The sequence below is a fragment of the Paenibacillus sp. Soil724D2 genome, from assembly GCF_001427935.1.
GTDB lineage: Bacteria > Bacillota > Bacilli > Paenibacillales > NBRC-103111 > Paenibacillus_E.
The window spans coordinates 105651-131327 of record NZ_LMRY01000012.1; the positions used below are offsets into that span (position 1 = coordinate 105651).

General features: G+C 42.3%; 23 protein-coding genes. 21 read left to right on the top strand and 2 right to left on the bottom strand.

Annotated elements, in window-relative coordinates; genetic code table 11:
- From ASG85_RS13620 to ASG85_RS13650, 7 genes are all read left to right on the top strand, one after another.
- Entirely contained in the window at nucleotides 1-1302 is a 1302-nt protein-coding gene (locus ASG85_RS13620) for a DNA polymerase IV (protein ID WP_060646503.1), read from the top strand.
- A gap of 6 nt (nucleotides 1303-1308) precedes the next feature.
- On the top strand, nucleotides 1309-1809 hold the full coding sequence (gene mobB, locus ASG85_RS13625; protein ID WP_060646504.1) for a molybdopterin-guanine dinucleotide biosynthesis protein B: 501 nt from the start codon (nucleotides 1309-1311) through the stop codon (nucleotides 1807-1809).
- Nucleotides 1810-1883: 74 nt separating this feature from the next.
- Nucleotides 1884-2117, top strand: a complete 234-nt coding sequence (locus tag ASG85_RS13630; RefSeq protein WP_047686106.1) for a ferredoxin — start codon at nucleotides 1884-1886, stop codon at nucleotides 2115-2117.
- A gap of 170 nt (nucleotides 2118-2287) precedes the next feature.
- Nucleotides 2288-4135 carry an adenylate/guanylate cyclase domain-containing protein gene (locus ASG85_RS13635; protein WP_060646505.1) on the top strand — a complete coding sequence of 616 codons (1848 nt, stop codon included), beginning with the start codon at nucleotides 2288-2290 and terminating at the stop codon, nucleotides 4133-4135.
- Nucleotides 4136-4162: 27 nt separating this feature from the next.
- Nucleotides 4163-5923, top strand: coding sequence for a FecR domain-containing protein (locus tag ASG85_RS13640; protein ID WP_057306956.1), 1761 nt, complete (start codon nucleotides 4163-4165; stop codon nucleotides 5921-5923).
- Between the two features lie 33 nt (nucleotides 5924-5956).
- Nucleotides 5957-7579, top strand: coding sequence for a stalk domain-containing protein (locus ASG85_RS13645; RefSeq protein WP_060646506.1), 1623 nt, complete (start codon nucleotides 5957-5959; stop codon nucleotides 7577-7579).
- A gap of 131 nt (nucleotides 7580-7710) precedes the next feature.
- A complete protein-coding gene (locus ASG85_RS13650; RefSeq protein ID WP_057306954.1) occupies nucleotides 7711-9267 on the top strand; it encodes a L,D-transpeptidase family protein in 1557 nt (518 codons plus the stop codon).
- Nucleotides 9268-9410: 143 nt separating this feature from the next.
- On the opposite strand, the gene ASG85_RS39575 is transcribed toward ASG85_RS13650, so the two are convergent.
- Nucleotides 9411-9545 carry a hypothetical protein gene (locus ASG85_RS39575; RefSeq protein ID WP_268795937.1) on the bottom strand — a complete coding sequence of 45 codons (135 nt, stop codon included), beginning with the start codon at nucleotides 9543-9545 and terminating at the stop codon, nucleotides 9411-9413.
- Between the two features lie 368 nt (nucleotides 9546-9913).
- On the opposite strand from ASG85_RS39575, the gene ASG85_RS13655 reads away from it, so the two are divergent.
- The 14 genes from ASG85_RS13655 to ASG85_RS13725 all read left to right on the top strand — a co-directional run bounded on the left by ASG85_RS13655 (nucleotide 9914) and on the right by ASG85_RS13725 (nucleotide 25046).
- The gene (locus tag ASG85_RS13655; protein WP_057306953.1) at nucleotides 9914-11269 is read left to right on the top strand and encodes an ABC transporter substrate-binding protein; all 1356 of its coding nucleotides are present in this window, start codon (nucleotides 9914-9916) and stop codon (nucleotides 11267-11269) included.
- Nucleotides 11270-11355: 86 nt separating this feature from the next.
- A complete protein-coding gene (locus ASG85_RS13660; RefSeq protein ID WP_057306952.1) occupies nucleotides 11356-12261 on the top strand; it encodes a carbohydrate ABC transporter permease in 906 nt (301 codons plus the stop codon).
- A gap of 42 nt (nucleotides 12262-12303) precedes the next feature.
- Nucleotides 12304-13143 (top strand): carbohydrate ABC transporter permease, encoded by an 840-nt coding sequence (locus ASG85_RS13665; protein WP_057306951.1) that lies wholly within the window; start codon nucleotides 12304-12306, stop codon nucleotides 13141-13143.
- Nucleotides 13144-13284: 141 nt separating this feature from the next.
- The gene (locus ASG85_RS13670; protein WP_063860284.1) at nucleotides 13285-14733 is read left to right on the top strand and encodes a PTS transporter subunit EIIC; all 1449 of its coding nucleotides are present in this window, start codon (nucleotides 13285-13287) and stop codon (nucleotides 14731-14733) included.
- Between the two features lie 17 nt (nucleotides 14734-14750).
- Entirely contained in the window at nucleotides 14751-15584 is an 834-nt protein-coding gene (locus ASG85_RS13675; RefSeq protein WP_057306950.1) for a PRD domain-containing protein, read from the top strand.
- A 155-nt stretch (nucleotides 15585-15739) separates the two neighbouring features.
- Entirely contained in the window at nucleotides 15740-16837 is a 1098-nt protein-coding gene (locus ASG85_RS13680) for a quinone-dependent dihydroorotate dehydrogenase (protein ID WP_057306949.1), read from the top strand.
- A 26-nt stretch (nucleotides 16838-16863) separates the two neighbouring features.
- The gene (locus tag ASG85_RS13685) at nucleotides 16864-17661 is read left to right on the top strand and encodes a GTP pyrophosphokinase family protein (protein ID WP_057306948.1); all 798 of its coding nucleotides are present in this window, start codon (nucleotides 16864-16866) and stop codon (nucleotides 17659-17661) included.
- Nucleotides 17662-17664: 3 nt separating this feature from the next.
- On the top strand, nucleotides 17665-18093 hold the full coding sequence (locus ASG85_RS13690) for a DUF309 domain-containing protein (protein WP_060646507.1): 429 nt from the start codon (nucleotides 17665-17667) through the stop codon (nucleotides 18091-18093).
- The gene (locus ASG85_RS13695) at nucleotides 18086-19081 is read left to right on the top strand and encodes an ATP-binding cassette domain-containing protein (protein WP_057306946.1); all 996 of its coding nucleotides are present in this window, start codon (nucleotides 18086-18088) and stop codon (nucleotides 19079-19081) included. The genes ASG85_RS13690 and ASG85_RS13695 overlap by 8 nt, the downstream gene beginning before the upstream one ends.
- Before the next feature lie 5 nt (nucleotides 19082-19086).
- The gene (locus ASG85_RS13700) at nucleotides 19087-19902 is read left to right on the top strand and encodes an ABC transporter permease (protein WP_060646508.1); all 816 of its coding nucleotides are present in this window, start codon (nucleotides 19087-19089) and stop codon (nucleotides 19900-19902) included.
- Nucleotides 19903-19917: 15 nt separating this feature from the next.
- A complete protein-coding gene (locus ASG85_RS13705; protein ID WP_060646661.1) occupies nucleotides 19918-20706 on the top strand; it encodes an ABC transporter permease in 789 nt (262 codons plus the stop codon).
- 163 nt (nucleotides 20707-20869) lie between these two features.
- Nucleotides 20870-22477, top strand: a complete 1608-nt coding sequence (locus ASG85_RS13710) for a spore germination protein (RefSeq protein ID WP_414858724.1) — start codon at nucleotides 20870-20872, stop codon at nucleotides 22475-22477.
- A gap of 21 nt (nucleotides 22478-22498) precedes the next feature.
- A complete protein-coding gene (locus tag ASG85_RS13715; RefSeq protein ID WP_060646510.1) occupies nucleotides 22499-23698 on the top strand; it encodes a Ger(x)C family spore germination protein in 1200 nt (399 codons plus the stop codon).
- Between the two features lie 250 nt (nucleotides 23699-23948).
- The gene (locus ASG85_RS13725) at nucleotides 23949-25046 is read left to right on the top strand and encodes a GerAB/ArcD/ProY family transporter (protein WP_060646512.1); all 1098 of its coding nucleotides are present in this window, start codon (nucleotides 23949-23951) and stop codon (nucleotides 25044-25046) included.
- A 38-nt stretch (nucleotides 25047-25084) separates the two neighbouring features.
- Here the strand turns inward: ASG85_RS13725 and ASG85_RS13730 are convergent, their stop codons facing one another.
- Complete coding sequence (locus ASG85_RS13730) at nucleotides 25085-25594, bottom strand: thioredoxin family protein (protein ID WP_060646513.1); 510 nt, start codon at nucleotides 25592-25594, stop codon at nucleotides 25085-25087.
- Between the last annotated feature and the right edge of the window lie 83 nt (nucleotides 25595-25677).

Below are 25677 nucleotides of genomic sequence, written 5' to 3' on the forward strand. Positions count from 1 at the left end.
ATGGTGACAACTCAGCATCATTATCCCAAGCAAGGTAGAGTCATATTGCATATAGATATGAATGCATTCTATTGCTCTGTTCATGAGGCCGTTGAGCCTGATTTATATAAAGGAAAGCCTCTGGCTGTTGCTGGCAGCGTTGAGCTTCGTAAAGGGATAATTGTTACTTCATCTTATGCGGCGCGCGCTGTGGGGATCAAGACAGGTATGCAAGTTAGGCAAGCGATGAAGTTATGTCCGGATTTGATACTGATAAGACCTGATTTCGAGCTATATCGAAGCTTCTCAAGGAGGTTTATGCAGATTGCTTATAGTTATTCACCTATGGTGGAATCCATGTCAATCGATGAGTGTTTCGTCGATATAACAGGGTCCAAGCAATTTGGAACGCCACTTGAGATCGCGAATAACATTCAGCAACAGATCATGAAGGAACTGAAGCTGCCCTGTTCGATTGGCGTTGCCCCCAATAAGCTGCTTGCCAAGATGGGTTCTGATATGAAGAAGCCAAATGGGATTTCTGTGCTTCGATTAAGGGATGTACCCACTGTATTGTGGGACAAACCGTGCAACTATTTATATGGCATTGGCAAAAAGACGGCGGATAAGCTGACTAGACTTGGCATCCATACGTTAGGTCAGCTGGCAGCTGGGGACGAGTTGCTGCTAAGTAAACACTTTGGCATCTTAGGTGCGCATCTGAAGCGTTCAGCTAATGGGATTGATCATTCACTAGTAAACCCAGAACAAGAACAGAGCAAGTCCATTGGGCATACGACAACGCTGCCGCAGGATTTTACCGATACCAAAGAAATTCACCGAGTATTCTTAAATCTGGCGGATCAAGTAGCAAGAAGACTTCGCAAGCAGGAGCTAATGGCATCCACGATCCAGATCACGATTCGTGATCCGGAGATGAGGACGATTACACGATCCGTAACCTTGCCTACGCCAACTGAGCATATGGATGATATTTATCGAACCTCGTGTCAGTTATATGATCATCAATGGGAGGAAGGCAACCCTGTTCGGCTGCTTGGGATTACGCTGCAGAATCTAACGATGAAGGAAGAAACGTTCGTTCAGTTGGATCTATTTGATTATGAAAAGCAGCCTAAACGAGAAAATTTGAACCGTATTATGGATGGACTTCGTGATAAATTCGGGGAAAATGCGATTCTAACCGCAGGGATGATGGGCGACAATCCTGCTACGTTAATTAGAAATCATAAAGCGAGAGGGACTTCCCTGCAAATGGATCATTTGAGGAACAATCCCCTTCACAAAGAAGAGGAGAAGTGACAAAGGATGGCGCATTGTATTGGCTTTGCAGGTTATTCGAACAGCGGAAAAACAACGTTAGTGGCTAAGTTAATCGTAGAAATGAAGCAGCGCGGCTATCGGATAGCCGTAATGAAACATGATGCGCATGGACATTATAAAGAAGCAGCAGGGACGGACTCCACAACTTTTGTAGAGTCGGGTGCAGAAGCAGTTGTAACCCTATCACCAGATGGGATTCATGTGTTCGTGAAGAAGCTAAAGCCAAGTCTAGAAGAACAGTTAAGTGCGTATGCACATCTAGACTATGTTTTTATCGAAGGCTTCAAGAAGGAAAAGCATCCAAAGATTGCTGTCTTCCGTACACTAGAGCAAAGTGAAATTATTCAAGTTCTTGAGCCTGAGCCCATTGCTATTGCAACAGATATGAACGATTTCACCTTTCATTTTGGAGGTTTTCCTTCCTTCGATTTGAACAATATCCCTGGTATAGCTGACTTTATTGAACAATATTTTGAGAGTAATTAATTTTAAGGTTTGAACTTTGTCCGTATTTATATTATATTTTACATTGAGGATAATTTGAGGAGGAGTTAGAAATCATGGCAAAGTATACATTTGTTGATAAAGATACTTGCATCGCTTGTGGCGCTTGCGGAGCTACAGCTCCAGACATCTATGATTACGATGATGAAGGTTTGGCTGAAGTGATTTTTGATGGAGACGGCAACAAAGGGGTAACTGAAATCCCAGAAGATCTGTTTGATGATCTACAGGATGCACAAGATGGCTGCCCGACGGATTCCATTAAAGTAGCGGATACACCTTTTAGCTAATCAGTATAAAACATAATTTTGTGAAGTGATTCGCAGAATGTCGAAAGAGCTCAGTTCCTGTAAAGGGATTGAGCTCTTTTTTTGATATAAATTGTATTTACGTGTAACTATTTATTGCCATTTTCTACGTGCCATCTTACAATGAAGCTAGTAAACATTGGGAGGATCTTATGGGTAAGAAGAAATGGATTCAAACTTTAACGGTAGGACTTTTGTTGATGTTATTTTCGACATATTTCTACACGGTTAACTCTAGCGGATTGTTTTATTTTGTTGAGGGGCCCCTCCAAGATGTTTTGCGGAAAGCTAAATCTGTGGATGAACGTCAGCCAGAGGATCGCATCAAAATTGTTAAGATTGATGAGAAATCACTTAAAGCAATCGGGAAATTTCCTTGGGATCGAACTACCTATGCGCAATTGATAGAGAAACTAGAGCAGTCAGGCGCAACAGCAATTGGTATCGACGTCGTGCTAGCTGAACCTTCGAAAAACCCCGCTGACGATAAAGCTTTGGCTGATGTTCTGGCCAAGTATCATAATGTCATTATGCCCGTCCAAATTAACTATCCCTCCAAGCAAGAGCAAGCAGGCGATCTTGTGCCTGAGAAAATCGACTACCCCACTCCAACACTAACAACCAGTAGGCAGCAAATGGCACATATTAATGTGTTTGTCGATAAGGATGGAAAGGCTCGGAAGCTGCCAGTTGGGCTGCCTGATGAGAATGGTGTATACATACCTGCGTTCAGCGTTGCGCTTGCCAATCTAGTTCTGGATGATAAGGATAAAGTGAAGCGAGATGAAGCAACCGGACAATGGAAACGCGGCAATATCGTAATGCCGACTAACGAAAGAAATCAAGTTACTACTGAGTTTTTCACACTGCCGAGGCAGAAAGTAGATGCTACAACAGGTTATGAATCACTCTCTTTCATTGATGTTATTAATAGTAAAAATCCCTTGCCCTTGCAAGGCAGCATAGTGTTGGTGGGACCTTTCGTAACGGCCATGCAGGATGAATATCCAACACCAATCAGCTCTGTTAAGATGTTTGGGATCGAAATACATGCGAATATGATTCAAACGTTATTAGAAAGCAAGTTTTATAAAGATACAAATAAGCCTTTTGGCGTAGGTATTATCTTACTTATTTCTTTGCTTGCCATTTTCTTATTTCATAGATATAAAGGCAAAACAGCCCTATTTATTTTCCTAGGAATGTTCGTGATTTATGGTGGCGTATGGTTAACCTTCTACATTGCTGGATCAACCTTCGCTCCTCTTGTATACCCGCAATTTGCTCTGGTTACGATCTATATTTGGTCATTGGTGAGTCATTACCTAGAAGAGCGGAAGGAGCGCAACCGCGTAACCGGTATCTTCGGAAGGTTCGTTTCCAAAACGGTTGTAGACGAGCTGCTGCAATCAGGTGAAGATGTTAAGCTTGGCGGCAGTCGTAAAGATATCTCGCTTATTTTCGTAGATATTCGCGGGTTTACCCCCATGTCCGAACGACTTGAGCCAGAGCAAGTTATTCAAGTATTAAATGAGTATTTGGATGTGTGTACGAAAGCTATTTTCAAATTTAACGGGACGCTCGACAAATTTATTGGTGATGGTGTCATGGCAATGTTCGGCGCACCGATTGAATATGATAATCACCCGGAGATGGCCGTGCGAGCTGCTATTGAGATGAAGTCACAGGCCACAGTTCTTGAACAGAGATTGATTGAGAAGTATGGAATCGGAGTGAAGTTCGGTCTGGGTATTAACAGTGGACCTGCGGTTGTTGGAAACATTGGTTCTGAAGATCTAAGGCTTGATTATACAGCTATCGGTGATACGGTTAACTTGTCAGCAAGATTAGAAGCGAACGCGAAACCAGGTCAAATTCTAATCAGTGAGCAGACCTTTGCGAGGGTCAAGGACCTTTTTGAGATAGAATCCATCGGTGAAATTAAAGTAAAAGGAAAAGAAAAGCCCGTGGCGGTATATGAAGTTATCGGGAATCTCTAATAAATGAATGCTGAGGAGGAATTCGGTGTGGGAGTAACTAAGAAATCATTTGTGGCATTATTCTTAAGTTTTTGTTTAGTGTTTAGTTTGGTATCAGCGGTGCTTATAAAACCTGTGGACGCAAAAACCGTTCGGGTAGCTGTCATTGCTTCATTATCCGGGGATGTAACAATTAAGAAAGGCGGAGGCTCCAAATCGTATGATGCCTATGAAAGTATGAGTTTAAATCAAGGCGATACGGTTTACACAGGAGCTAGCTCATCTGTTACCCTTAATCTAAGCAATGGGGATGCAGACGTAACTTTAGGCGAAAATGCTGAGATTAACGTGTCAGACCTAAATACCGCAAATGGAAATAAGAAATCCAAGCTTAAAGTATGGGCCGGTTCCATGTGGGTCAAGGTGAAGTCATTAGCTGGATCAGATGATGAATTTGAAGTTGAGACTCCGACAGCTGTTATGGGTGTTCGTGGAACGCAGTTCTTTGTTACTGTTGATCCGAAAACAGGCGCAATTAAGATGGCGGTTGGAGCAGGGAAAGTCTCCGCATCGACGGTAACGAATGGAGCTGACTCCACTCAAAAGACTACTATTACATACTTGTATCCGACGCAACAAATTTCTTTGGATGCTAGGGATGAGACGGATGATCTGTCTCTTAAAGTAGATTTCCTTGATTTAAATGATTTTATAAAGGATGCTTCACCGGAAATCATTAAAGAGATTATCCTGAACAAAGCCGAAATTGATAAAGAAAATGATGAGTTTATTGCTAAGAAAAAGAAAGAAATCGAAGATGGCAAACTCGTAGATGATAAGACTTCCTTATCTGTGAAGGATCAGGCTGAATTAGATAAAGTGAAACAAAACTTAGATAACTTAATAGGTAATATTGCCAAGAAGGCTCTCGCGGAAAATAAGGTTGATAAAGAGTCTTTGAATAAAATCATTGAACAAGCAAATGCAAAAATCGATAAACAAGAAAGAAAATTAGATTTAAACAATGTGAAAGAATTAGATAAAACGGCAGGTGTCGATGCAGAAAAAGAAAAAATAAAGAAAGAAATGCTTCAAAAGCTTGAAGCAGAAAAGCTCAAAAAGCAACAGGAAGAAGCGAAGAAGCAGGAAGAGCTCAAAAATAAGCTGGCATCAGCGCTTAAGGCTTTGGAAGACCAAAAGAAAAAGATTCTAGAAGAGAAGAAAGCAGCGGAGGAGAAGGCTAAAGCAGAAGCTGAAGCACAATATGATAAGCAGAATGGGACGAATGCTTCAGTACCTGGGTCTGGAGGGAACTCTGGGAATTCAGGAGATACAGATTCACCTCCAGTTCTAACACCAAAAGTTAGTTTGGCTGCAAGTGTGATCCCAAATAGTACGATGGGTGAGTTTAATTTGGATATTAACTTAAGTGATTTTGTTAAAGCTCAAGAAAAAGATATTTACGGCGTAGAAGTTCATCTTCTTTATAGCGAAAATACTTCCTACAATTCCAATGTACCTGTTATAAATGGAAGTATCTTCGAGTCAGCGAATAGCGCCGATCATGTTAAAGAATATCAAGGTTCAAATCAAAAAGAACTCGTCTATGCGGTAACCAATTTTGGAAGCACATCAGGAAATATAGAGATTACAAGTGCTAAAAAACTAGTTACGATTCCTTTGCATGGATATGGTTCACATACGATACAGGTTGGCAAAATTGTCATTGTTCGTAAGAATGGTGCTTCCGTTCAGAGTGTTGAAGTACCCTTACCAGCAAACATTACGATTAACATTCCTGGAGTTTAATACACACACGTAAAAAAGTAAAAGGAGAAACCAATGAAACCCTTAAAACATATACTCGTTTCATCCCTAGTGGCCGCAACCTTATTGGGAGGTTCATCCACATGGGCGGCAGGATTGTCAACGGATGCTCTGTTATCCAGCAATGGACAGATCCTATCAGACGTGTCGACCTTCGCGGGGATCGGTGATTTTGAAGATAAGAACGGGGATGCGCTAAGTGCGGCATTCCGTGCTCCGGGCAGTGTTGTTCAACTTTCAGATGGCAGTATTCTTGTCGCGGATACACGGAATCATCTCATTCGTAAAATTTCGGATGGAAAAGTAACCACTTTTGCAGGCCCAGAAGTTGTTGTGACGAAGAATAATCAGGGCTTTCCAACAGGAGGTCTAGTTGATGGGAAATCATCAGAATCCTTTTTCAATGAGCCGACAGGGTTAACTGTAGATGCCAAAGGGAATGTGTATGTAGCTGATTCAGCTAATAATGCAATTCGGAAAGTGGATACGAATGGACAAGTTTCCACGTTGGCTGGAAATGGCGTTCCTGGCAATAAAGATGGAAAAGGTGCTGAGGCAAAATTTAATCACCCAAGTGATGTTGCGGTAGCTGCGGATGGAACCCTGTATGTCGCAGATTCGCTCAATCATGTTATCCGTAAAATAGCAGTCGACGGCAGTGTTTCTACTTTGAATGCGGCTGCGACTCGAGCTATTCAAGTCCGTCCAGGGGAAGCTTCTTTCGCTGGTGAATTTCAAGACGGCAGCTTAGCCACGGCGAAGTTCAATGAACCTACTGGATTGGTTTTAGATAGCAAAGGCAATTTGTTTGTAAGTGACACAGGCAACCAACGTATACGTTATATCGACCTCCAAGCAGGGACTGTGACTACGGTGGCTGGATCGACACCCGAATTAAGCAATCATACGATTTATGATAAAAACGAGTTATATGCAGGTGGGGACTTTGCTGATGGAGACGCGCTTAAGGCGAAGTTTGACTTCCCTAAAGGGCTTGCAGTTACTTCCGAAGGCGGGGTTTTAATCTCAGATAGTTTGAATCATGTGATTCGTTATTTACTGAATGGTAAGGTTTCAACGATTGCGGGGACGGTCCAAACTGGTGAAACGGACGGCGTAGAACAAGCAGCTGAGTTTTACAATCCGAGCGACGTTCTAGTAACCGCGCAAGGTAATATTGTGGTAGCAGACTCCTCTAATAACAAAATTCGTAGAGTAGCTCCTTACCATTTGCCGGGAGATCTAGCAAACAATAACGAAGTAAAAGTGGTAAATGATAATAAAGTGATTTCATTCGATGCAAAGCCTGAGATTCAGGGTGGACGTACGATGGTTCCAGTTCGTGCCATAAGTGAAACATTTGGCTATGAAGTCAAATATGTTGAGTTAGCTGGGAAATCAGTCGTTCAGCTTATCAAAGGTGATGTTACAGTTGAGCTAACGATTGGTGAGACAGGCGTTGTACGTAAGCAAGCGGGTCAATCAGACATCAAACAAGTGACGGATGCTTCTCCTTATGTGAAACAAGACCGTACTTATGTGCCGGTGCGTTTCTTCGCAGAGCAAATCGGCTTGGATGTCCAATGGGATGCCGCTCACCAAACAGCCATTTTACGTACGAAATCCTATTTGAAATAAGCAATCCGGATGATGAGCTTGGCAAGGGGAAACCCTTGTCTAGGCTCTTTTTTTTCATGACTTCATCTCTAAGTAAATTTTGCCGATAAATGAAGGAGAGTTACAAAGTTGTCGATAGGAGGTTTTCTAGATTGAAGGACAAGAATCGCATTGATCAGTTGGAACGATTTTTCCAACATAATCCGATCGAAGATCCTCTTTATCTCAAAAAATATGTGAAAGAACATCCTGATCATAAAATGGCCTGGTACTTATTAGGCAGGGAATACGCAGCACAAGGAAAGGAAGGCAAGGCAGCGTATTGTTTCGCGCAGTCTGGGGAGATCTATGAGGCTTTCGAACGCCAGAAAATAACAATAGAAGGTCCTCTACCTATTTCACCTGCTTCAGCCTTACATAAAGGTACTGTGACATCTGTTAAAAGCAAGCCCAGTGGTAAAGGGAAATGGATGCCGTTAATGGTCATTCTACTCCTGCTAGCTGTTCCCGCTGCAATGGATTTAGCGAAGAACGATACGGGGAACATCCCGGATGAGACTGCTGCTGCTGCTGCTGCTCCAGCGGCAGTTAATGCACCTGCAACCCCTAAACAGGAAGGGACTTCTGGATTAAAACTCTATTTCTCTAATGGTGATTGGGGCAATAAGCTTCAACAAGTACTGTCTTCCTCAGGATCTGGTGCCGGGGAATCTGTCATCATGGGAGTTCCTCAAAGTTCGGATGGTAAATGGAACGAGTGGAATAGGTCGGTGAAGCCTTTGATCAGCGTTGAGAATAAAGGTGGAGGCGAGGGTTCAGCGGCATTAAAGTATTACCAGTCTCAGACTTGTTCCTGTCAGGTCGCAGATAGCTCTGCGCTTGTTCCTGTCATAGATAATTGGATGCATGAACGTGAGCAAGCTATTGTCTTACAAAGTGCAATCCAGGCCTACCAAAAAAAGACGGGAACGCCGCCAGAGAAACCCGAACAGCTTACGAAACCTTACCCAGATAATCTCTTGCCGGGACTCTCTCCCGAAATGCAGGAGGTCTTCCCTCAAGCTGTAAGTAAGGTAATTGAAAGCGCAAAAACGGGGAAAGGTCAGGATTCGTTACAAACGGTAGATAAAAACGAGCAGCCGAAACGAGAGCTCAAAGAACAGGCTTCGCCATCGAGTTTGCAACCGAAAGCTTCCACAGACCCACTGCTGGAACCGCTTAGGATTGTAATTGATACCGATAAGCATCGTTTGGCTCTCGTTAGTGGAGATTTCATCATCCGAAGCTATCCAGTTGGCTTAGGAGGCGAGAAGACGCCGCAGGGGGAGTTCTTCATTAGTGAAAAGGTGCGCAATCCGAATGGCAAATCAAATGGGGAGTTTGGCAGTCGAGGAATGACTTTGTCGGATACACTTTATGCGATTCATGGTACGAATAAGCCCTCCAGCATCGGGAAAGATGAGTCACATGGCTGCGTTCGCATGCAGCAAGCGGACATTGAAGAGCTTTATAACATGGTAACTCATGAAACGAAAGTGACGATTGGTAAAGGGGTATTACCACCTCCTTCAAATTCAGATGGTGGAAATGGTAATGGCGGCGGAAGTCCGGGACTCGGAGCTGGGGGAGGGAAGCCAGATCAATCTTTTGGTCTTCCATTACAGACTAATGACAGCAACCCTAGTAAGAAATATAAATGGCTTGATTAACCCATGGAACATGACAAAAACCGCCTGAATATGCTTCAGACGGTTTTGTCATGATGTACTAGCGTTCCAAGTTTTACCCTTGACAACGATGTAGAAAGCGATTACAATTCAAAATGTGATGATTTCAATCACTTCTTTCCTAATCATTTGTCCAAAATGATCAGTAATGTCATAACAATGATGACAACAAGCAAAATGGATCCTGTCCAAATGATCGCTTTCTTATTGATTTCTTCTTTGGCTCTACGATTGGACATGATCGGTTTACGTTTGGACATAGGAATCACCTTTTCCTTGGGGATTAATGAATATGGTTCTATCATAGCATAAGTAGGGTCGTTCATAGAATATGAATGTAAAAATGATTTTAAAATCAAGTATTGACGACCATGTCATTTTATTGTAAGATTTAATCACACGAAACGCCGAATATAATTGAATATGTCAGTTTTAATAACATGTTACCGTAAGGGCATTAGTTATTGAAGAATGTAAGTCTTCTTCTATAACTATGCCCTTTTTATTTTTGCCAAAATGATAACCCTGAAGGGAGTTGGTAGCGCAAACTACAAGGAAAGTTAAAGTTAGGAATACGCTACTTCATAAATAACCATCAGACTTATTAAAAAAGGGAGAAGATGAACACATGAATATGAAAAAATGGTCAACAATGGGTTTAGCTGCGTCCATGGTACTTGTGGCGGCAGGCTGTGGTAAATCTACACCAGTCGAAACAACAAAACCAGCTGCATCGGCGGCGCCGACTACAGCTGCTTCAGCGGCCCCAACAGCTGCTGGTCCCAAAAAATTAACCGGTGATTTTGAAATCCAGTACTTTGTTGGCGGTTATGGCGACAAATGGTGGAAAAAAGTTATTGCTGATTTCCAAGCAGCAAACCCTGATCTGAAAATTAAAGAAAGTGCGGGACCAAAAATCAACGAACAAATGAAACCCCGTTGGATCGCTGGAAACCCACCTGATTTCGTATATATCGATGGACCTGAATTGTTCGATCGCCAAATGGTTACAGACGGACAGCTTGAAGATTTGACGGATTGGATCAAAGATGCTAAAAACGTTGACGGCGAGAAAATCATTGATTTGCTTGCTCAAAAGCCACAAGAGTTCGATGGTAAAATCTACAACGTTCCTTTCGTAATGAGCTCATGGGGTATTTTCTACGATAAAGCCCTGTTCAAAGATAAAGGTTGGGCTGAGCCAAAAGATTTCGAAGAATTCTTAGCGGTAAGTGAGAAAATTAAAGGTGCTGGCATTAATCCTTTCATCCACACAGGTAAATACCCTTATTACATCAACGGTGGCGTGTTGCTTCCAGCTATCGTATCTGCTAACAATAATGACTACAAATTGCTGCAAGACATGTCTACAAATAATCTAGAAGCTTGGAAAAACCCAGCTATCCTTAAAGGTCTTAATAAAATCGTTCAGCTTCGTGACAAAGGTTACATCGACAAAGCATCCGTACAAATCAACCACACGGATTCCCAATCCTTGTTCCTGCAGCACAAGGATGCTTTTATCCCGAACGGTCTATGGCTGCCAAACGAAATGGCCAAAGACGTTCCTGCTTCCTTTGATTTCGGATTCATTCCATCCATCACACAAGATAAAGGTGGAAAAGTTGTAGCTAATACTTCGACTTCTACGTTTGCAGTTGCGAAAAAAGCGAAAAACAAAGATGCAGCAAAAGCGTTTATGCAATTCGTATTCTCTAAAACACAAGCTTCCCAATGGGCTGAGTTGAGCGGCGCTCCTTCCAACGTAAAAGGTGACATCTCCTCCTCCAAAGCACCTAACTTTGTTAAAGATGCGGCGAAATTCTTGTCATCTCCTGAAACAGTTGTAGTGCCAACAGTCTCCTTCGCGGCTGACGTTGACAAAGCGATGCAAGATGCAACAGTGGCATTGACGATTGGTACAATTACTCCTGAAGAGTGGGTTAAACGTGTATCTGATGTCGTAGCGAAACAAAAGAAATAGGAACTGAATGAAGCAGTGCGGAGAACTAGCGAGGCATTAGCCTTAGGAGTTCTCCGCCATTTTAATGATAGGACGGTGAGGATAGAATGAAGACCAACTCGAAAATGTGGAAACGGAATTTGTTCATCGCTTCATTCATCATTCCGACTTTTCTTTTCTTCTGTGTGTTTACGATCTACCCTGTTATACAAGCTTTGCAGAAGTCATTCTATGATTGGTCAGGAATGTCAGAGAATAGCACGTTTATTGGGTTTGATAATTTCGTCGAATTATTTAAGGATCCTATTGTACTTAGAGCCATCGGGAATGATTATTTTTTAGTAGTTGGTAAGGTCATTGGCATTATGATTCTGGCGACGTTCTTTGCTGTTGCTTTAACTCGTTTCAAGCTAAGAGGCTCTGGCTTCTTCCGCGCAATATTCTTTATCCCGAATGTGATCTCCGTTGTTGTTATCGGTGTGCTCTGGAACTTCATCTACAATCCGCAAATTGGATTCCTGAATGCGTTCTTGTCACTATTCACAGGAAATAAAGTCGATATTACTTGGTTAGGATTTCCACAGCATACGATCTGGATGCTATTACCCCCAACGATATGGGCTGGTATCGGCTTCTATATGATCTTGATGATTGCTGCAATCGTGAATATTCCTGCTTCCTACTATGAGGCAGCTAATATAGACGGAGCTGGTCAATGGTCGCAATTCCGCCACATTACCATGCCGCTCATCTGGGAGCAAATTAAGGTTTCCATTGTAAACATTGTCATTACGACTCTCAATGGATCATTCGTCATTGTTCAATTAATGACAAACGGCGGACAGCCTGATAATACGACCCAAGTTATGGGATCTTATCTGTATCGGATGGCTTTTCAACAATATCATTTCGGTTATGGAGCAGCCATTGGTGTCATGATCCTAATCGTTTCACTGATTACTACCCTTGTTCTGCAGCGTATTATGCGCCAAGAAACTATCGAAATGCATTAAGGTCATCATAGAAAATGATACTGAAGGAGGGGGAACCATCGTATGGTCGTCAAAAACCCGTTAGTGAAAATGTTTGTCTGGATCATTCTTCTTATTTGGAGCGTCGCCGTCCTGTATCCATTGATTTGGACACTGCTTGATGCGCTAAAAAATAATGAGCAATTTTTCTTAAATGCCCCATGGGCATTGCCTAAATTCCCGCTGCTTTGGACAAACTTCTCCTATGTTTGGAGTAAATATAATTTTAGCACCTATTTCATGAACTCCATTATTGTGACGGTAGGAAGTACCCTTTTGGGTATGATACTTGCTGCGATGACAGCTTATATCCTGGCTAGGTATGATTTTAAAGGGAACAAAATCCTCTTAACAATCTACGTCTCGTCCATGATGATACCGTTCGCGCTAGCACTGATTCCGTTGTTCTTCTTATTGAATGATTTGCACTTAATCAATACGTGGTTAGGATTAATTCTGGTCTATGCAGCACTTAATCTTCCTTTTGGAATTTTCTTGCTTGTAGGGTTTTACAAATCGCTGCCAAAAGAAATTGAAGAAGCGGCAATTATTGACGGGACCTCCCATTACGGTACGTTCTTCCGTGTTATGCTGCCATTGTCTCAACCGGGTCTAATCACGGTGATGATTACAAACATGCTGAATAACTGGAACGAGTACTTCCTAGGGGTTGTCTTGACCAATGAACCAACCAAGTACACGCTTCCAATCGGTCTTGCTGTTATGCAGGCAGAAATGCAGTATAGAGTTGAGTGGGGACCTTTGTTCGCAGGCCTGCTTATAACGACACTTCCCACGTTGATTGTGTATATGATCTTTCAACGTCAAATTGCAAGTGGAATTACTGCAGGTGCCGTGAAATAACTGTATAATTGGTTGCATAGAAAAAACACCTTATCCTAGAGGATTTTATCCTTTCGGGAGGGTGTTCTTTCTACTATAATTGGGATAGGAAGAGCAAACAAGAAACGGCCAAACTTGTAGGCTTTTATAGGGGAACACGACATGAGAGCTATGTATATATTGCAGAAAATAGGACGTTCATTGATGATTCCGATTGCGGTGCTGCCGGCGGCATCCATTCTTCTTCGTATTGGGAAAATGACGTTTAGTGATCCATTTCTTATGCAGGTGGCTCAGATTTTTGAGTTAGGCGGAAGTGCGATTTTTGATAATTTGCCATTCATATTTGCAATTGGTATAGCCATTGGACTTACGTCCGGGGATGGGATTGCGGCACTTGCTGCTGCGGTTGGCTATTTAGTGTTTGACAATGTCTTGAAGCATTTTCAAGTGGGGACCGACTCTGTGGAACGGCTGGATATGGGTGTTCTAGGCGGTATGCTCGTTGGCATGCTATCTGCGACGTTCTTTAACAGGTTCCAAAATACCCGGCTGCCCAAAGCGCTCGGGTTTTTCGGAGGCAAGCGATTCGTTCCGTTAATCACATCTCTGGTTATGGTTTTCCTAGGGGTGTTGATGGGATTCATCTGGCCTCCCGTTCAAAGGGGCATAAGTGTAATCGGGTTATGGATCGTTGACAATGGAAACATTGGCGTATTTATCTACGGAATGATGAACAGGCTTCTAATCCCTACGGGTTTGCATCATATTATTAATAATATAGCTTGGTTTCAAATCGGAGATTATGTCACACCTACTGGTAAAATGCTGCATGGCGATATCTCACGATTTTTTGCTGGAGATCCAGAAGCGGGACTATTCACGACAGGTTATTACCCCGTTATTATGTTTGGGCTTCCTGCTGCGGCCTTAGCATTAATCAGAAGCTCGTCTTCTAACCGTCAGTTTGTTGTTCCTGTGATGCTCAGTGCTGCATTAACCAGCTTCCTTACAGGTATAACAGAGCCAATTGAGTTTGCTTTTATGTTCTTAGCACCAGGCTTATATCTGATACATGCCGTCTTAACTGGCTTTTCCATGGTAATCATGAATATGCTTCAGGTGAAAATGGGATTCGGCTTCTCAGCCGGATTTATTGATCTCGTTCTCAGCTGGCATCAATCTACGAATCCTTATTGGATTATCCTTATTGGGGTAGGGTACTTCTTCCTTTATTATGTCGTATTTCGGACCTATCTTCATTTCTTTCCCTTCAAAGTGCCCGCTCAGGACGAAGCTGCTAAGCTTGAAACAGAGGATGCCCAAGAGATCATCGAAAAAAAGATAGAAGACCGTCCTACCAGCATTCTAAGGCATATTGGCGGACCTTCTAACATTATCTCGATCGATGCTTGCATTACACGACTACGGCTCTTAGTGAATGAAGAAAATTTAATCATGGACAGCGAGCTTAAAGACCTTGGCGCTATTGGAGTTATCAGACTTGGCAAAGGAAACGTGCACATTGTTTTTGGCACGGAATCGGAGCAAATTCGAGAAAGTATTAAACCCATGCTTCACCTGCAAAAAGACAAATCAGGACAAGCCTAAGAACGCGGAGGTGTCTTATGATTGAACGGACGATCATTCATGTACTGTCCCATAATGTGGTGATGGCACATTTGACATCAGGGAAAAATTCCATTGCTTTTGGAAAAGGAATTGGATTCAAAAAAACGCCAGGAATGCTCATTAGCGAAGGTGAGATCACACAAGAATTTCTTCTGCATACATCCGAAGTTCTTAAAAATTATGAACAAATTCTGAATGCGGTTGATTTGAAAATTATCGGGATTACGGAGGAAGTCATCGCGTATGCACAAAGCATGCTGGAAGGCGACTTCTCCGAAACGATTCACGCCTCGTTGGTCGATCATATTAACTTTGCTGTCGAACGACAAAAGCGGGGTATTTTCATCACGAATCCATTCGCTTATGAAATTGGGTATATGTATCCTGAGGAATACAAAGTAGCCAAGAAGTCCGTAGATTTCCTCAATGATCATTTGGATGTGAAATTGCCGGAAGATGAAGTTGCCTTCTTGGCCATGCATTTCAATGGCGCACGTAAAAAAGAGCAAGCTTCTGATTCCTTAACGGTAGTTAGAGTAGTGTCGCAGACGATCGAATCTGCCAAAGAATTAGGCTTTAATTTCGATGATTCGTTCTCAACACTGCGGTTCATTAGTCACCTGAAAGGTGTCATTGAACGGGTCAAACAAAAAAAGACACTCCAGAACTCGCTGCTTGAAAAGATTAAAGAGGAGTATGGAGACACCTATGTGAAGGCGAAGGTATTATCTCTCATGCTGAGTGATTCTCTTCAATTAGAAGTTCCTGACGATGAAACGGGTTACTTGACGATGCATCTGGAACGACTGCTTCAACGAACAGAAGCATAGGCTATTAAATAGCTAATCTGGATTCCCTTGCAACCTTCATGGAGCAGGGATTTTTTGTTTGAAATAGAGACGAAATGCCTTTATGTGGATTGCATATTTGCACGTTGTCAGCTAAACTGACTGTTAGAGTCATTAGAGAACGGAGTGCATAGGACATGCTGTATAAGAAGTTAGGAAAACCAATCTTGTTCCGAATGGATCCGGAGAAGGCGCATCATCTTACGATTGACGGGCTAAGTGCTGTAGTGAGCTTCCCAGGGGGGAAACAACTGCTCAAATCCATGTATGGAGTGCCCTATTCACCAATCTTGGCCCAACAATTATGGGGACTGCAATTTGCAAATCCAATAGGTCTGGCAGCTGGTTTAGATAAAAATGCCAAGGCCGTTAAGGGATTCTCACAACTAGGCTTTGGTTTCATGGAAGTAGGCACAATTACACCAAAGCCACAACCGGGCAATGAGCTGCCGCGGCTATTTCGTCTTCCGGAAGACAAGGCGCTTATCAACCGAATGGGCTTTAATAATGTAGGTACAGACGTGATGGCTACTAACTTGATGAAGACAGGTAAACGCGACATACCCGTAGCTATTAACATAGGTAAAAATAAGACGACACCGAATGAGCAGGCCGAAGAGGATTATCGAACTTGCATTCGGGAGTTATATACATATGGTGATTTCTTTGTTGTGAATATTAGCTCACCAAATACACCGGATTTGCGTAATTTACAGCATGGGAATGATTTGAAGCGACTGCTTGATGCAGTTACAACGGAAATGCAGCTTCAAGAGAAGAAGAATGGTCAAACAGGAAAACCTGTTTTGGTTAAAATTGCGCCGGATCTCACGGATGAAGAGCTTGAATTAACCGTGCATACGATTAAGGATAGCGGTATTTCTGGGATTATCGCCACGAACACTACGCTCAGCAGACAAGGGCTAGTACACCCTAATCGCGAGCAAGCAGGCGGACTTAGCGGAAAGCCACTAACACAGCGAACTACAGAAGTCATTAGACGTGTCTATCAACTGACGGAAGGCAAGCTGCCGATCATTGGGTCCGGGGGAATATTTACTGCGCAAGATGCCTATGACAAAATTCGGGCCGGAGCAAGCTTAGTTGAAGTGTATACAGGCTTTATTTATGAAGGACCTGGAATGCTTACTAGCTTGAATAAAGGCCTACAAGATTTGCTGAGGAGAGATGGGTATACACATATTTCCCAAGCAATCGGCGCAGATCAGCACTGACTTCATTCAGAATGGAGGATAAAAGAATGGATGGACGAGATTGGAAGAAATTTCTCCTGCCTTATGAACAAGCGGTGGAGGAGCTAAAAGTAAAATTCAAGACACTGCGTGGCGAACTCAAGAGCAGAGAAGAGTATGCACCTATTGAATTCGTAACAGGACGTGTCAAAAAGATATCAAGTGTACTGGAGAAAGCGAAACGCTTGAGTGTTCCAATGGATCAATTAGAGTCCGGTATCGAGGATATCGCTGGGATTCGGATTATGTGTCAGTTTGTAGAAGACATTGATCGTTTGGCCGAGCTGATTCGCAGCAGACAAGATATGAATGTAGTCTACGAAAAAGATTATATTGCCAATAAGAAACCGAGTGGCTATCGAAGCTTTCATATTATTATTGAATATCCTGTTCAAACCGCTTTGGGAATGAAACGAATATTAGCTGAGGTGCAAATTCGGACACTCGCCATGAATTTCTGGGCGACGATCGAGCACTCTTTGAATTATAAATATAAAGAACAGTTACCAGTTGAGGTTAGAGCCCGTCTTAGTAAAGCAGCCGAGGCTGCTTATCTCTTGGATCAGGAAATGTCCAGCATTCGTGGTGAGATTGTTGCGTCTCAGAAGATGTTTGAGGATAACTCGAATTTGGTAAATATCGTACTCAATAACATTCAGGAACTTTATTTCTATCATCGGGTTCGGGAAGCCGCTCAATTTCAGCTGAGATTTAACGAGATATGGGAGACGGAAGAAGGGTTGAGTGATCTTTCGTCCGATATTGAGGCTGCAATCAATAGAGCGAAAAAAGGAGATAATAACTGATCTATGAGTACCTACGATCGTTTATATGTGGCTTACTTATACTATTTCAATGATCAGCGAGATTATTTCGAATGTCATGAAGTGATGGAGGAGCTTTGGCTGGAGGAAGGCCGAAGCCCCTTATACCAAGGTCTACTGCAGGTTGCAGTGGGCCTTTATCATCATGCCAATGGAAACGTAAGCGGTTCCATCAAACTCTTTAGCGCTGGACTGGATAAGCTAGCACCATACCCTGCACATTCGCTCGGTATTGATTTGGAAAAATTGATTCGAGATAGTCAAAATTACTTAACAAAGCTGTTGCGTATAGAGGAAGAACAGTTCGCTCCTTATGACCTTAACATTCATATTCTAGATGATGAACTGGGTGAACTTCTTGCACAATTGAAGCTTAACCCACCTCAACATGAAGAGGAGGAAGGCCATGATTGAGGTTCGTCAGCTGAGCAAATATTATCAAGTACATGAGCGAGAGCCTGGATTCATGGCATCTTTGAAAAGCTTGTTTCACCGCAAGTTCCGCACCGTTAAAGCCGTAGACGATGTTTCCTTTTCCATACCGGAAGGTGAAATTGTGGCTTTTCTTGGTCCGAATGGGGCCGGCAAGACGACTACGATGAAAGTATTAACTGGACTGCTGCATCCTTCAGGTGGTGAAGTGAAGGTGGGCGGTTTTGTTCCTTTTCAGCAAAAAAAAGAATTTAAGAAGCAGATTTCGCTCGTCATGGGACAGAAAAGTCAGCTTATCTGGGACATTCCCGCAGCGGAAACGTTTCTCGTTAATAAAGTCATTTATGAGATACCTGATCGGGAATATGAAGAAACCTTAGGAGATTTGGTGCAGCTGCTCCAGTTGGAAGAAGTCATCCGTAAACCGGTTAGACAGCTTTCACTGGGGGAGCGGATGAAGTGTGAGCTGGCAGCGGCGCTGCTGCATCGCCCGCGTATTGTATTTCTAGATGAGCCGACGATTGGCCTCGATGTGAATATGCAAGAAGTGATGCGTCGATTCATTCAGGATTACAGCCGTAAATATAAGGCGACAATCTTACTGACAAGTCACTATATGGCGGATGTTACGGCGTTATGTGAGCGAGTGCTGGTGATTGGAAAAGGTCGACTCCTATATGATGGTGCTATATCCCAACTGGTTGACAAGTATGCGCCTAATAAGCGTATTCGTCTTCAATTGACTGAGCGGGTAAAGGAATCAGAGCTAATCGAAGTAACCCAAGGGTTAGGGACGTTATTTCATTATGCGTTTCCAAATGTGGAAATAGACGTGCCGAGAGAGCAAGTTTCTGAACTTTCAGCCCGATTATTAACCCATTTGACGGTATTGGATTTGACCATTGAAGATCCTTCCATGGAATCGGTGATCGCACAAGCCTTTGAAGCGGGGACCGAAGGGGGAAGTTAAGGACCATGAAGGCGTTAGCTTTATTTTGGCAAAAATATTGCATGCTGCTTCGAGTTGAATGGGCTGTTATGTTTGCCTACCGGAGTGAATCGCTCATTTGGATGATAGGAGCATTCATTCAACCTCTGGTCAGTATGGCTGTTTGGCTCTCGATAAGCGATAACAATTCCATTGGTGGCTATACATCTCATGATTATATGGTGTATTTCCTGGGAGTACTGCTTGTAGATCGATTGACGAGTACATGGGATGTTTGGGAGCTGGATGCCAGCATTCAGGATGGGTCGCTCTCAACCAAGATCGTACGCCCCTTCCATCCGGTTCACTGGAGTATCTCTCAAAACCTCGTATATAAGTTGTTTTTTGCTGTTTTGCTAATACCTGCATGGGCGATAGCTGCTGCGTTTGTCCCTATGTTTAGGTTGACTATTTCCTTGGAAATAATTGCACTCTCGTTCTTCGCTATTGTACTTTCCTCTGCAATCCGCTTTCTAATTGGTTTCGAGTTTGGTCTGATGGCTTTTTGGACGAATAGGGCGACTGCGATTTATAGTTTGTATGAGGGTGTTCATTTGTTTCTTGCTGGACGACTAGCCCCACTCAGTATGTTTCCTTCTTGGGTTGAAAAAATGGCAGCATGGCTTCCTTTCTATGGAACTGTTGGGTTTCCAGTTGAGATGTTAACAGGCAAGCTTGAGCTTGGCACATCAGCCATTATTCAGAACTTTGCGATACAGCTTACTTGGTTAATTGTCCTTCTTGTTACGTTTCGCTTGTTGTGGAGACAAGGCATGAAGAAGTATGGTGCTGTGGGCGGATGAGGAAGGGCGGTGGAAGTGATCAAGTACATACGACTATTTAGGGAGTTTATGAGGGCATGTTTAGTCGAAGAGTTCGAGTACAGAGCTAATTTTGCCGCAAATCTCCTATCCACGGTATTTTGGCTCTTCATGGCGATCTTGACAGTTCAATTATACTTTTATCGAACACAGGAGATTGGTGGCTGGGGTTTCTATGAGGTGTTGGTGCTTCTAGGTATTTTCAACGCTGTACATGGATTTATTGAGTTTATCCTTCAGCCGAATATGTCTCGTCTCGTCAGTCATATCCGTAAAGGGACTTTGGATTTCATCCTGACGAAACCAGTTGACAGCCAATTTTACATTAGTTTTAGACATCTTGTTTTCTGGCGATTAGCCGATATTATTCTTGGCTTTGGCTTGACGGCTTATGCACTCTGGGAGCTGGACGCTATTCCTAGTATTGCGGGGCTTATACGCTTTGTCATTGTTTTCCTTGCATCGTTGGTTGTGGTCTATTCGCTTTGGATGGGCATGATGATGTTCTCGTTCTGGGCTGTTAAAGTAGATAACTTGTCCTATTTATTTAGTTCGTTTTTTGAAACGGCACGGTTTCCAGTTTCGGTCTATAAAGGATTATTACGATTCACCTTAACCTATATTTTTCCGATTGCTTTCATAACGACATTCCCAGCTGCAGCGCTCATTGGTCGAATCAGTGGATGGCAAGTCGTTTGGAGTGTTGGGATTGCAATGGTTTGTTTCGGATTGACGAGGGCTTTATGGAAGATCGCTTTACGCCATTATACCAGTGCGAGTAGTTAAGTTTTTGAGGCGAAAATAGAGAAAGGACTTCCCACCTTGCGGTGTAAGAAGTTCTTTTTTGCGTGGAATGAGTTACCCAGCCTTTCATACATAAAATTAAGGGAAGTGGGAAAACTTTTCCATAAGACATAGTTATTCCTATGAATTTGGTGGTGGCGATCTGATGAAATCTTGGACGAAAACGCTACATCAACTATTTAACAGAAAGAAAACTACTCTCCCCCTTTCACAAGAGAGGGAGCCAATGGAAATGCCTATTTTGCAGCAAAGCCTTTATCTTGATATTGGACTGAACCTCGCTCAGATCAAAACGATTTTTGGACATAGCTCTGATATAGTAACCGGAGAGTTATGCCTGGATGCCGAAAATACCAACAAGATTGGCTATGTATACTTAGATCAATTGGTTAATAAATCATTTTTTCAAGAAGTGACGAATGCTCTATTTACAGGAACTACTCAGCTCATCGAAGCCATAAATACCGGTTTCTATGATTCACCAGATTTGATTAGGAACAGCATTCATGCCTGTGGGGAAGTCAAAACGATCGAAGATTTTCAAGTATTGTGCCAGAATATGTTATCTGGTGAGACTGTTATTTTAATCGATGGCTATGCACTTGCACTTTCAGTGAATACAGCTGGCGGAGATATGCGTTCTGTAGAAGAGCCATCAACGCAATCCGTAGTAAGAGGTCCTCGTGATGGATTCACGGAATCGATCGGCACGAATATATCCCTCATTCGCAAACGAATTAAGAGCCCCAATTTATGGTTAGAAACCACGGTGATTGGCAGAGTCACTCAAACCACAGTGTCCATTATGTACATAAATGGAATCGTAAATAACAAAATTGTTGAAGAGATACGTCTCCGGCTTGCACGAATTGATATTGATGGGATTCTGGAAAGCGGCAATATCGAGGAACTTATACAGGATGAAACCTTCACGCCGTTTCCAACACTATACAATACAGAACGTCCCGATGTTATCGCGTCAGGATTGCTTGAGGGTCGTGTTGCCATCCTGGTAGATGGAACCCCCTTTGTGCTTGAGGCGCCAGCGCTGTTCACCCAATTTTTCCAATCCGCTGAAGATTATTACCAACGGGCTGAATTTGCCACACTTATCCGCATATTACGATATATATGCTTCTTTATCTCATTGATGGCTCCTTCGTTCTACATCGCCATTACAACATTTCATCAAGAGCTATTGCCCAGCTCACTCCTGTTCAACTTAGCCGCGCAGCGAGAAGGCATACCATTTCCGGCTTTTGTTGAGGCACTTCTTATGGAAATTACCTTTGAAATCTTGCGTGAAGCCGGTGTCCGTCTACCCAAAACAGTAGGCCAAGCTGTATCTATCGTAGGTGCCTTGGTTATTGGGCAGGGAGCTGTGGATGCAGGGCTAGTTTCACCGGCAATGGTAATTGTCGTTGCCATTACAGCGATTTCCAACTTTGTAATCCCGGCTTTTAGCATGGGCATTCCAATCCGCATCATTCGGTTTATTCTGATGATTTTTGCCGCAACATTTGGTTTATTCGGGATCACCGTTGGTTTAATCGCGATGGTCCAACATTTATGCAGCTTGCGCTCCTTCGGGGTGCCGTATATGGCTCCTATGGCGCCTTTTGTCCTTGATGACCAGAAAGATACCATTCTTAGATTCCCTCAATGGGGGCTATTCTCTAGACCACGTTTCATTAGTCAAAAAAATAACATTCGGGAAAATAATAACCCAACAACGAAACCAACAAGGAAGTAAAAGGGAGGAGGGCTCTGCCTGATGAAAAGATTAGGTCGTATTCTTTGTACACTTATCTTAGTAGGCGTCGTGCTCTCCGGGTGTTGGGATCGACATGAATTAAATGATCTGGCCATCACGGTTGGTGTAGGATTAGATAAAAGTGGAAAAGATTATCTAGTTACAGCACAGATTGTGAACCCAAGCGAAGTTGCAGCTAAAAAAGGGAGTGGCTATAGTACTGCAATTACAACCTTTTCAGCGACGGGGGTTTCAACATTAGAAGCAGCAAGAAAGTTGACGACATTGATTCCCCGGAAGATATTCGGTTCTCATTTACGTATTCTCGTAATTGGTGAAGAGCTTGCACGTGAAGGTGTTTCCAAGGTTTTGGATGGCCTCGCCAGAGACCATGAAATTCGATCTGATTTCTATATCATTGTTGCCAGAGACACGACGGCAGCCAGTGTTCTTAAAATTTTGACCCCAATAGAAAGAATTCCAGCTAATAAAATGTTTAAAACACTAGAGTCGTCTGAAAAAGCGTGGGCACCAACCGTTAGTGTTGAGCTGGATCGATTTATATCCAACCTTGGTAAACCTACAAGAAATTCGGTACTGACTGGGATTCGGATTCTAGGAGATAAGCAGAAAGGAAAGTCGGAATCTAATTTATCAGAGACTACGCCTTCCTCTTATTTGGAGTATTCAGGAATAGCTATATTTATGAAGGATAAGCTTGTCGACTGGCTTAACGAAGAAGAAAGTAAAGGATTTAACTACATCATGGGAAACGTTAAAAGTACGATGGGGCATCTCAAGTGTCCCCAAGGTGAAACATTATCGATTGAAGTCATCCGAACAAATACCAAAGTTAAAGGTCATGTTGTAAACGGCAAGCCTGAAATTAACATACACTTATTCATGGAGGAAAATATAAGTGAAGTTCATTGCCAGATCGATTTGTTGGATCCTAACACCATTCACGAATTAGAACAAATCTCCAAAACTACGCTAAAAAAAATTATGACTTCTGCAATTAAAAAGGCTAAACAGAACAAAGCTGATATTTTCGGCTTTGGAGAAGCCATAGAAGATGTCTCCCCCAAGACCTGGTTGAAAGTAAAATCGGATTGGGAGAACGAATTCGCCAAGATAAAAGTGAACATCGACACCGATGTTCATATTCGTGGTTTGGGAACAACAAATAATTCAATTATTGAGCGTTCAGTGGAGGACTGATTCGAATGTTGACAATTCTCTTGAACATGATCATTGCTACTATCATCGGTCTAATTGAAGCTCCTGCTCTAATACGTAAAAAGCAAGTCTTAGAAAGCTGGGTTTTCTTTTCTCTTCTATTTATAGGAACCCTTCTTAGTATCCTGTTAAGACTTAGAGTAAAGCTTCCTAACCCACTTGACCTGATTACCTATTTCTATAAACCTGTCAGCGAAATTGTTTTTGGTATCCTAAAGTAGAGGTGTATGAAATGATCGAGAAAGGTAAAATTGGCGTCCATCAATTTACCATCCTAACTATCCTATTCACAATTGGCAGCTCCATTCTCATAGCTCCCTCTGGACTTGCTTATGAGGCTAAGCAGGATGCATGGATTGCCGCAATTCTGGGACTACTTGTCGGGTTACTTCTAGTTATGCTGTATCAAGCAATTGGAAATCGTTTCCCCCAAAAAACATTGGTTGCTTATAGTGAGGAACTTATGGGGAAGTGGATGGGAAAAGCGGTTTCCTTACTTTACTTTTGCTTTTTTTTCATTCTAGCGGCACTCGTTCTTCGCAATCTTGGGGATTTTATCTCAACACAAGTATTAGTGGATACGCCTCTGCAATTCACGCAAATCTTTTTCTTAGGCGTTATCATTCTTGGTATTCGAAATGGGATAGAGACATTCACTCGAACTTCGGAAATTTTTCTGCCATGGGTATTAATTTTTTTCTTCCTTATGTGTATTCTTCTCCCCTCCAAAATGCAAATTGATTGTTTAAAACCCCTTTTAGGCTACGGATTGAAACCTATCGTACGTGCAGCGGTTCCACTTATCGGAACTCCTTACATGGAGCTTGTTGTATTCTTAATGATTATTCCTTTCGTGAAGCATACGAAAAAACTGGGGAGGTCTTTTTTAGTCGGGGTTTCTATTGGTGGAAGTTTGTTAATTATCATATCGCTTTTATCCATCCTTGTATTGGGAGATGATTTAACAGCCACCCAAATGTATCCGAGCTATAGCTTAGCCAAAAAAATTAGTATTGGTTCTATCCTTGAACGTCTAGAGGTCTTAATGGCAGGGATCTGGTTTATCACCATCTACTTCAAGCTCACGTTATGCTTTTATGCGGCAACTATGATTATCGGTGAAATATTTAATCTGAGGGATGTTCGGCAGCTGTATTTGCCTTTAGGGATGATTTTAATTGTGCTTTCGGTTGTTGCTTACCCTAATGCAACCTATTTCATTCAATTTGCGACTAAAATATGGGTCTTCTATTCAGGAACATTCGGGTTTGTCATCCCTCTGTTATTACTCGTTTTGGCTATTTTTCGAAAAAAAAAGATCGTTAAATAGCAAAATCAGCGGAATTTCCGCTGATTTTTATCGTAGGATTAACCTTTATACTTTTGGAAAAAAGCCTTAAATGTCTCTGGTGTGTTACCGCCAGCTGCGCCTGCTTCAGGAACACCGCCAACAATTCGCTCGACTTCTACACCATTTTTGTAGTAGACGAGTGTAGGTGTGGATTCGATTTTATATTTCTGCCAGCCCTCTTTGAATTCTTCCAAGTTGAATTGTTTGACATCAATACCTAGCTCTTTTTCTATAGGAACAAGAACTGGGGTTGTTAATTTACAATGCGGGCAGGTCGAAGCATAATAATATTGGAAAAATGTTTCTTTGTTCTTTAGTCTTTGATCCAAATCTTTCGGTAGAATAAGGTTTTGATAGTTCGGATCAGTTAATTGTTTTACAGTTTCCGGATTTAATTTGGATGCAGCAACGCCATAGGGATTACCAGCATTAGCTTTGTCCGAAGTTTTGGTAGACTGCTGATTAACGAAATATAAGCCTCCAAATAAAACAAGAACAATGCCTAGATAAATAAGCAGCTTCTTCAATGTATGCACCTCTTTATAATGTTTACTTTCTACTATCTTCTATAAAAAGTATAGCATATCCTGTTGATATTTTGAAAATAATT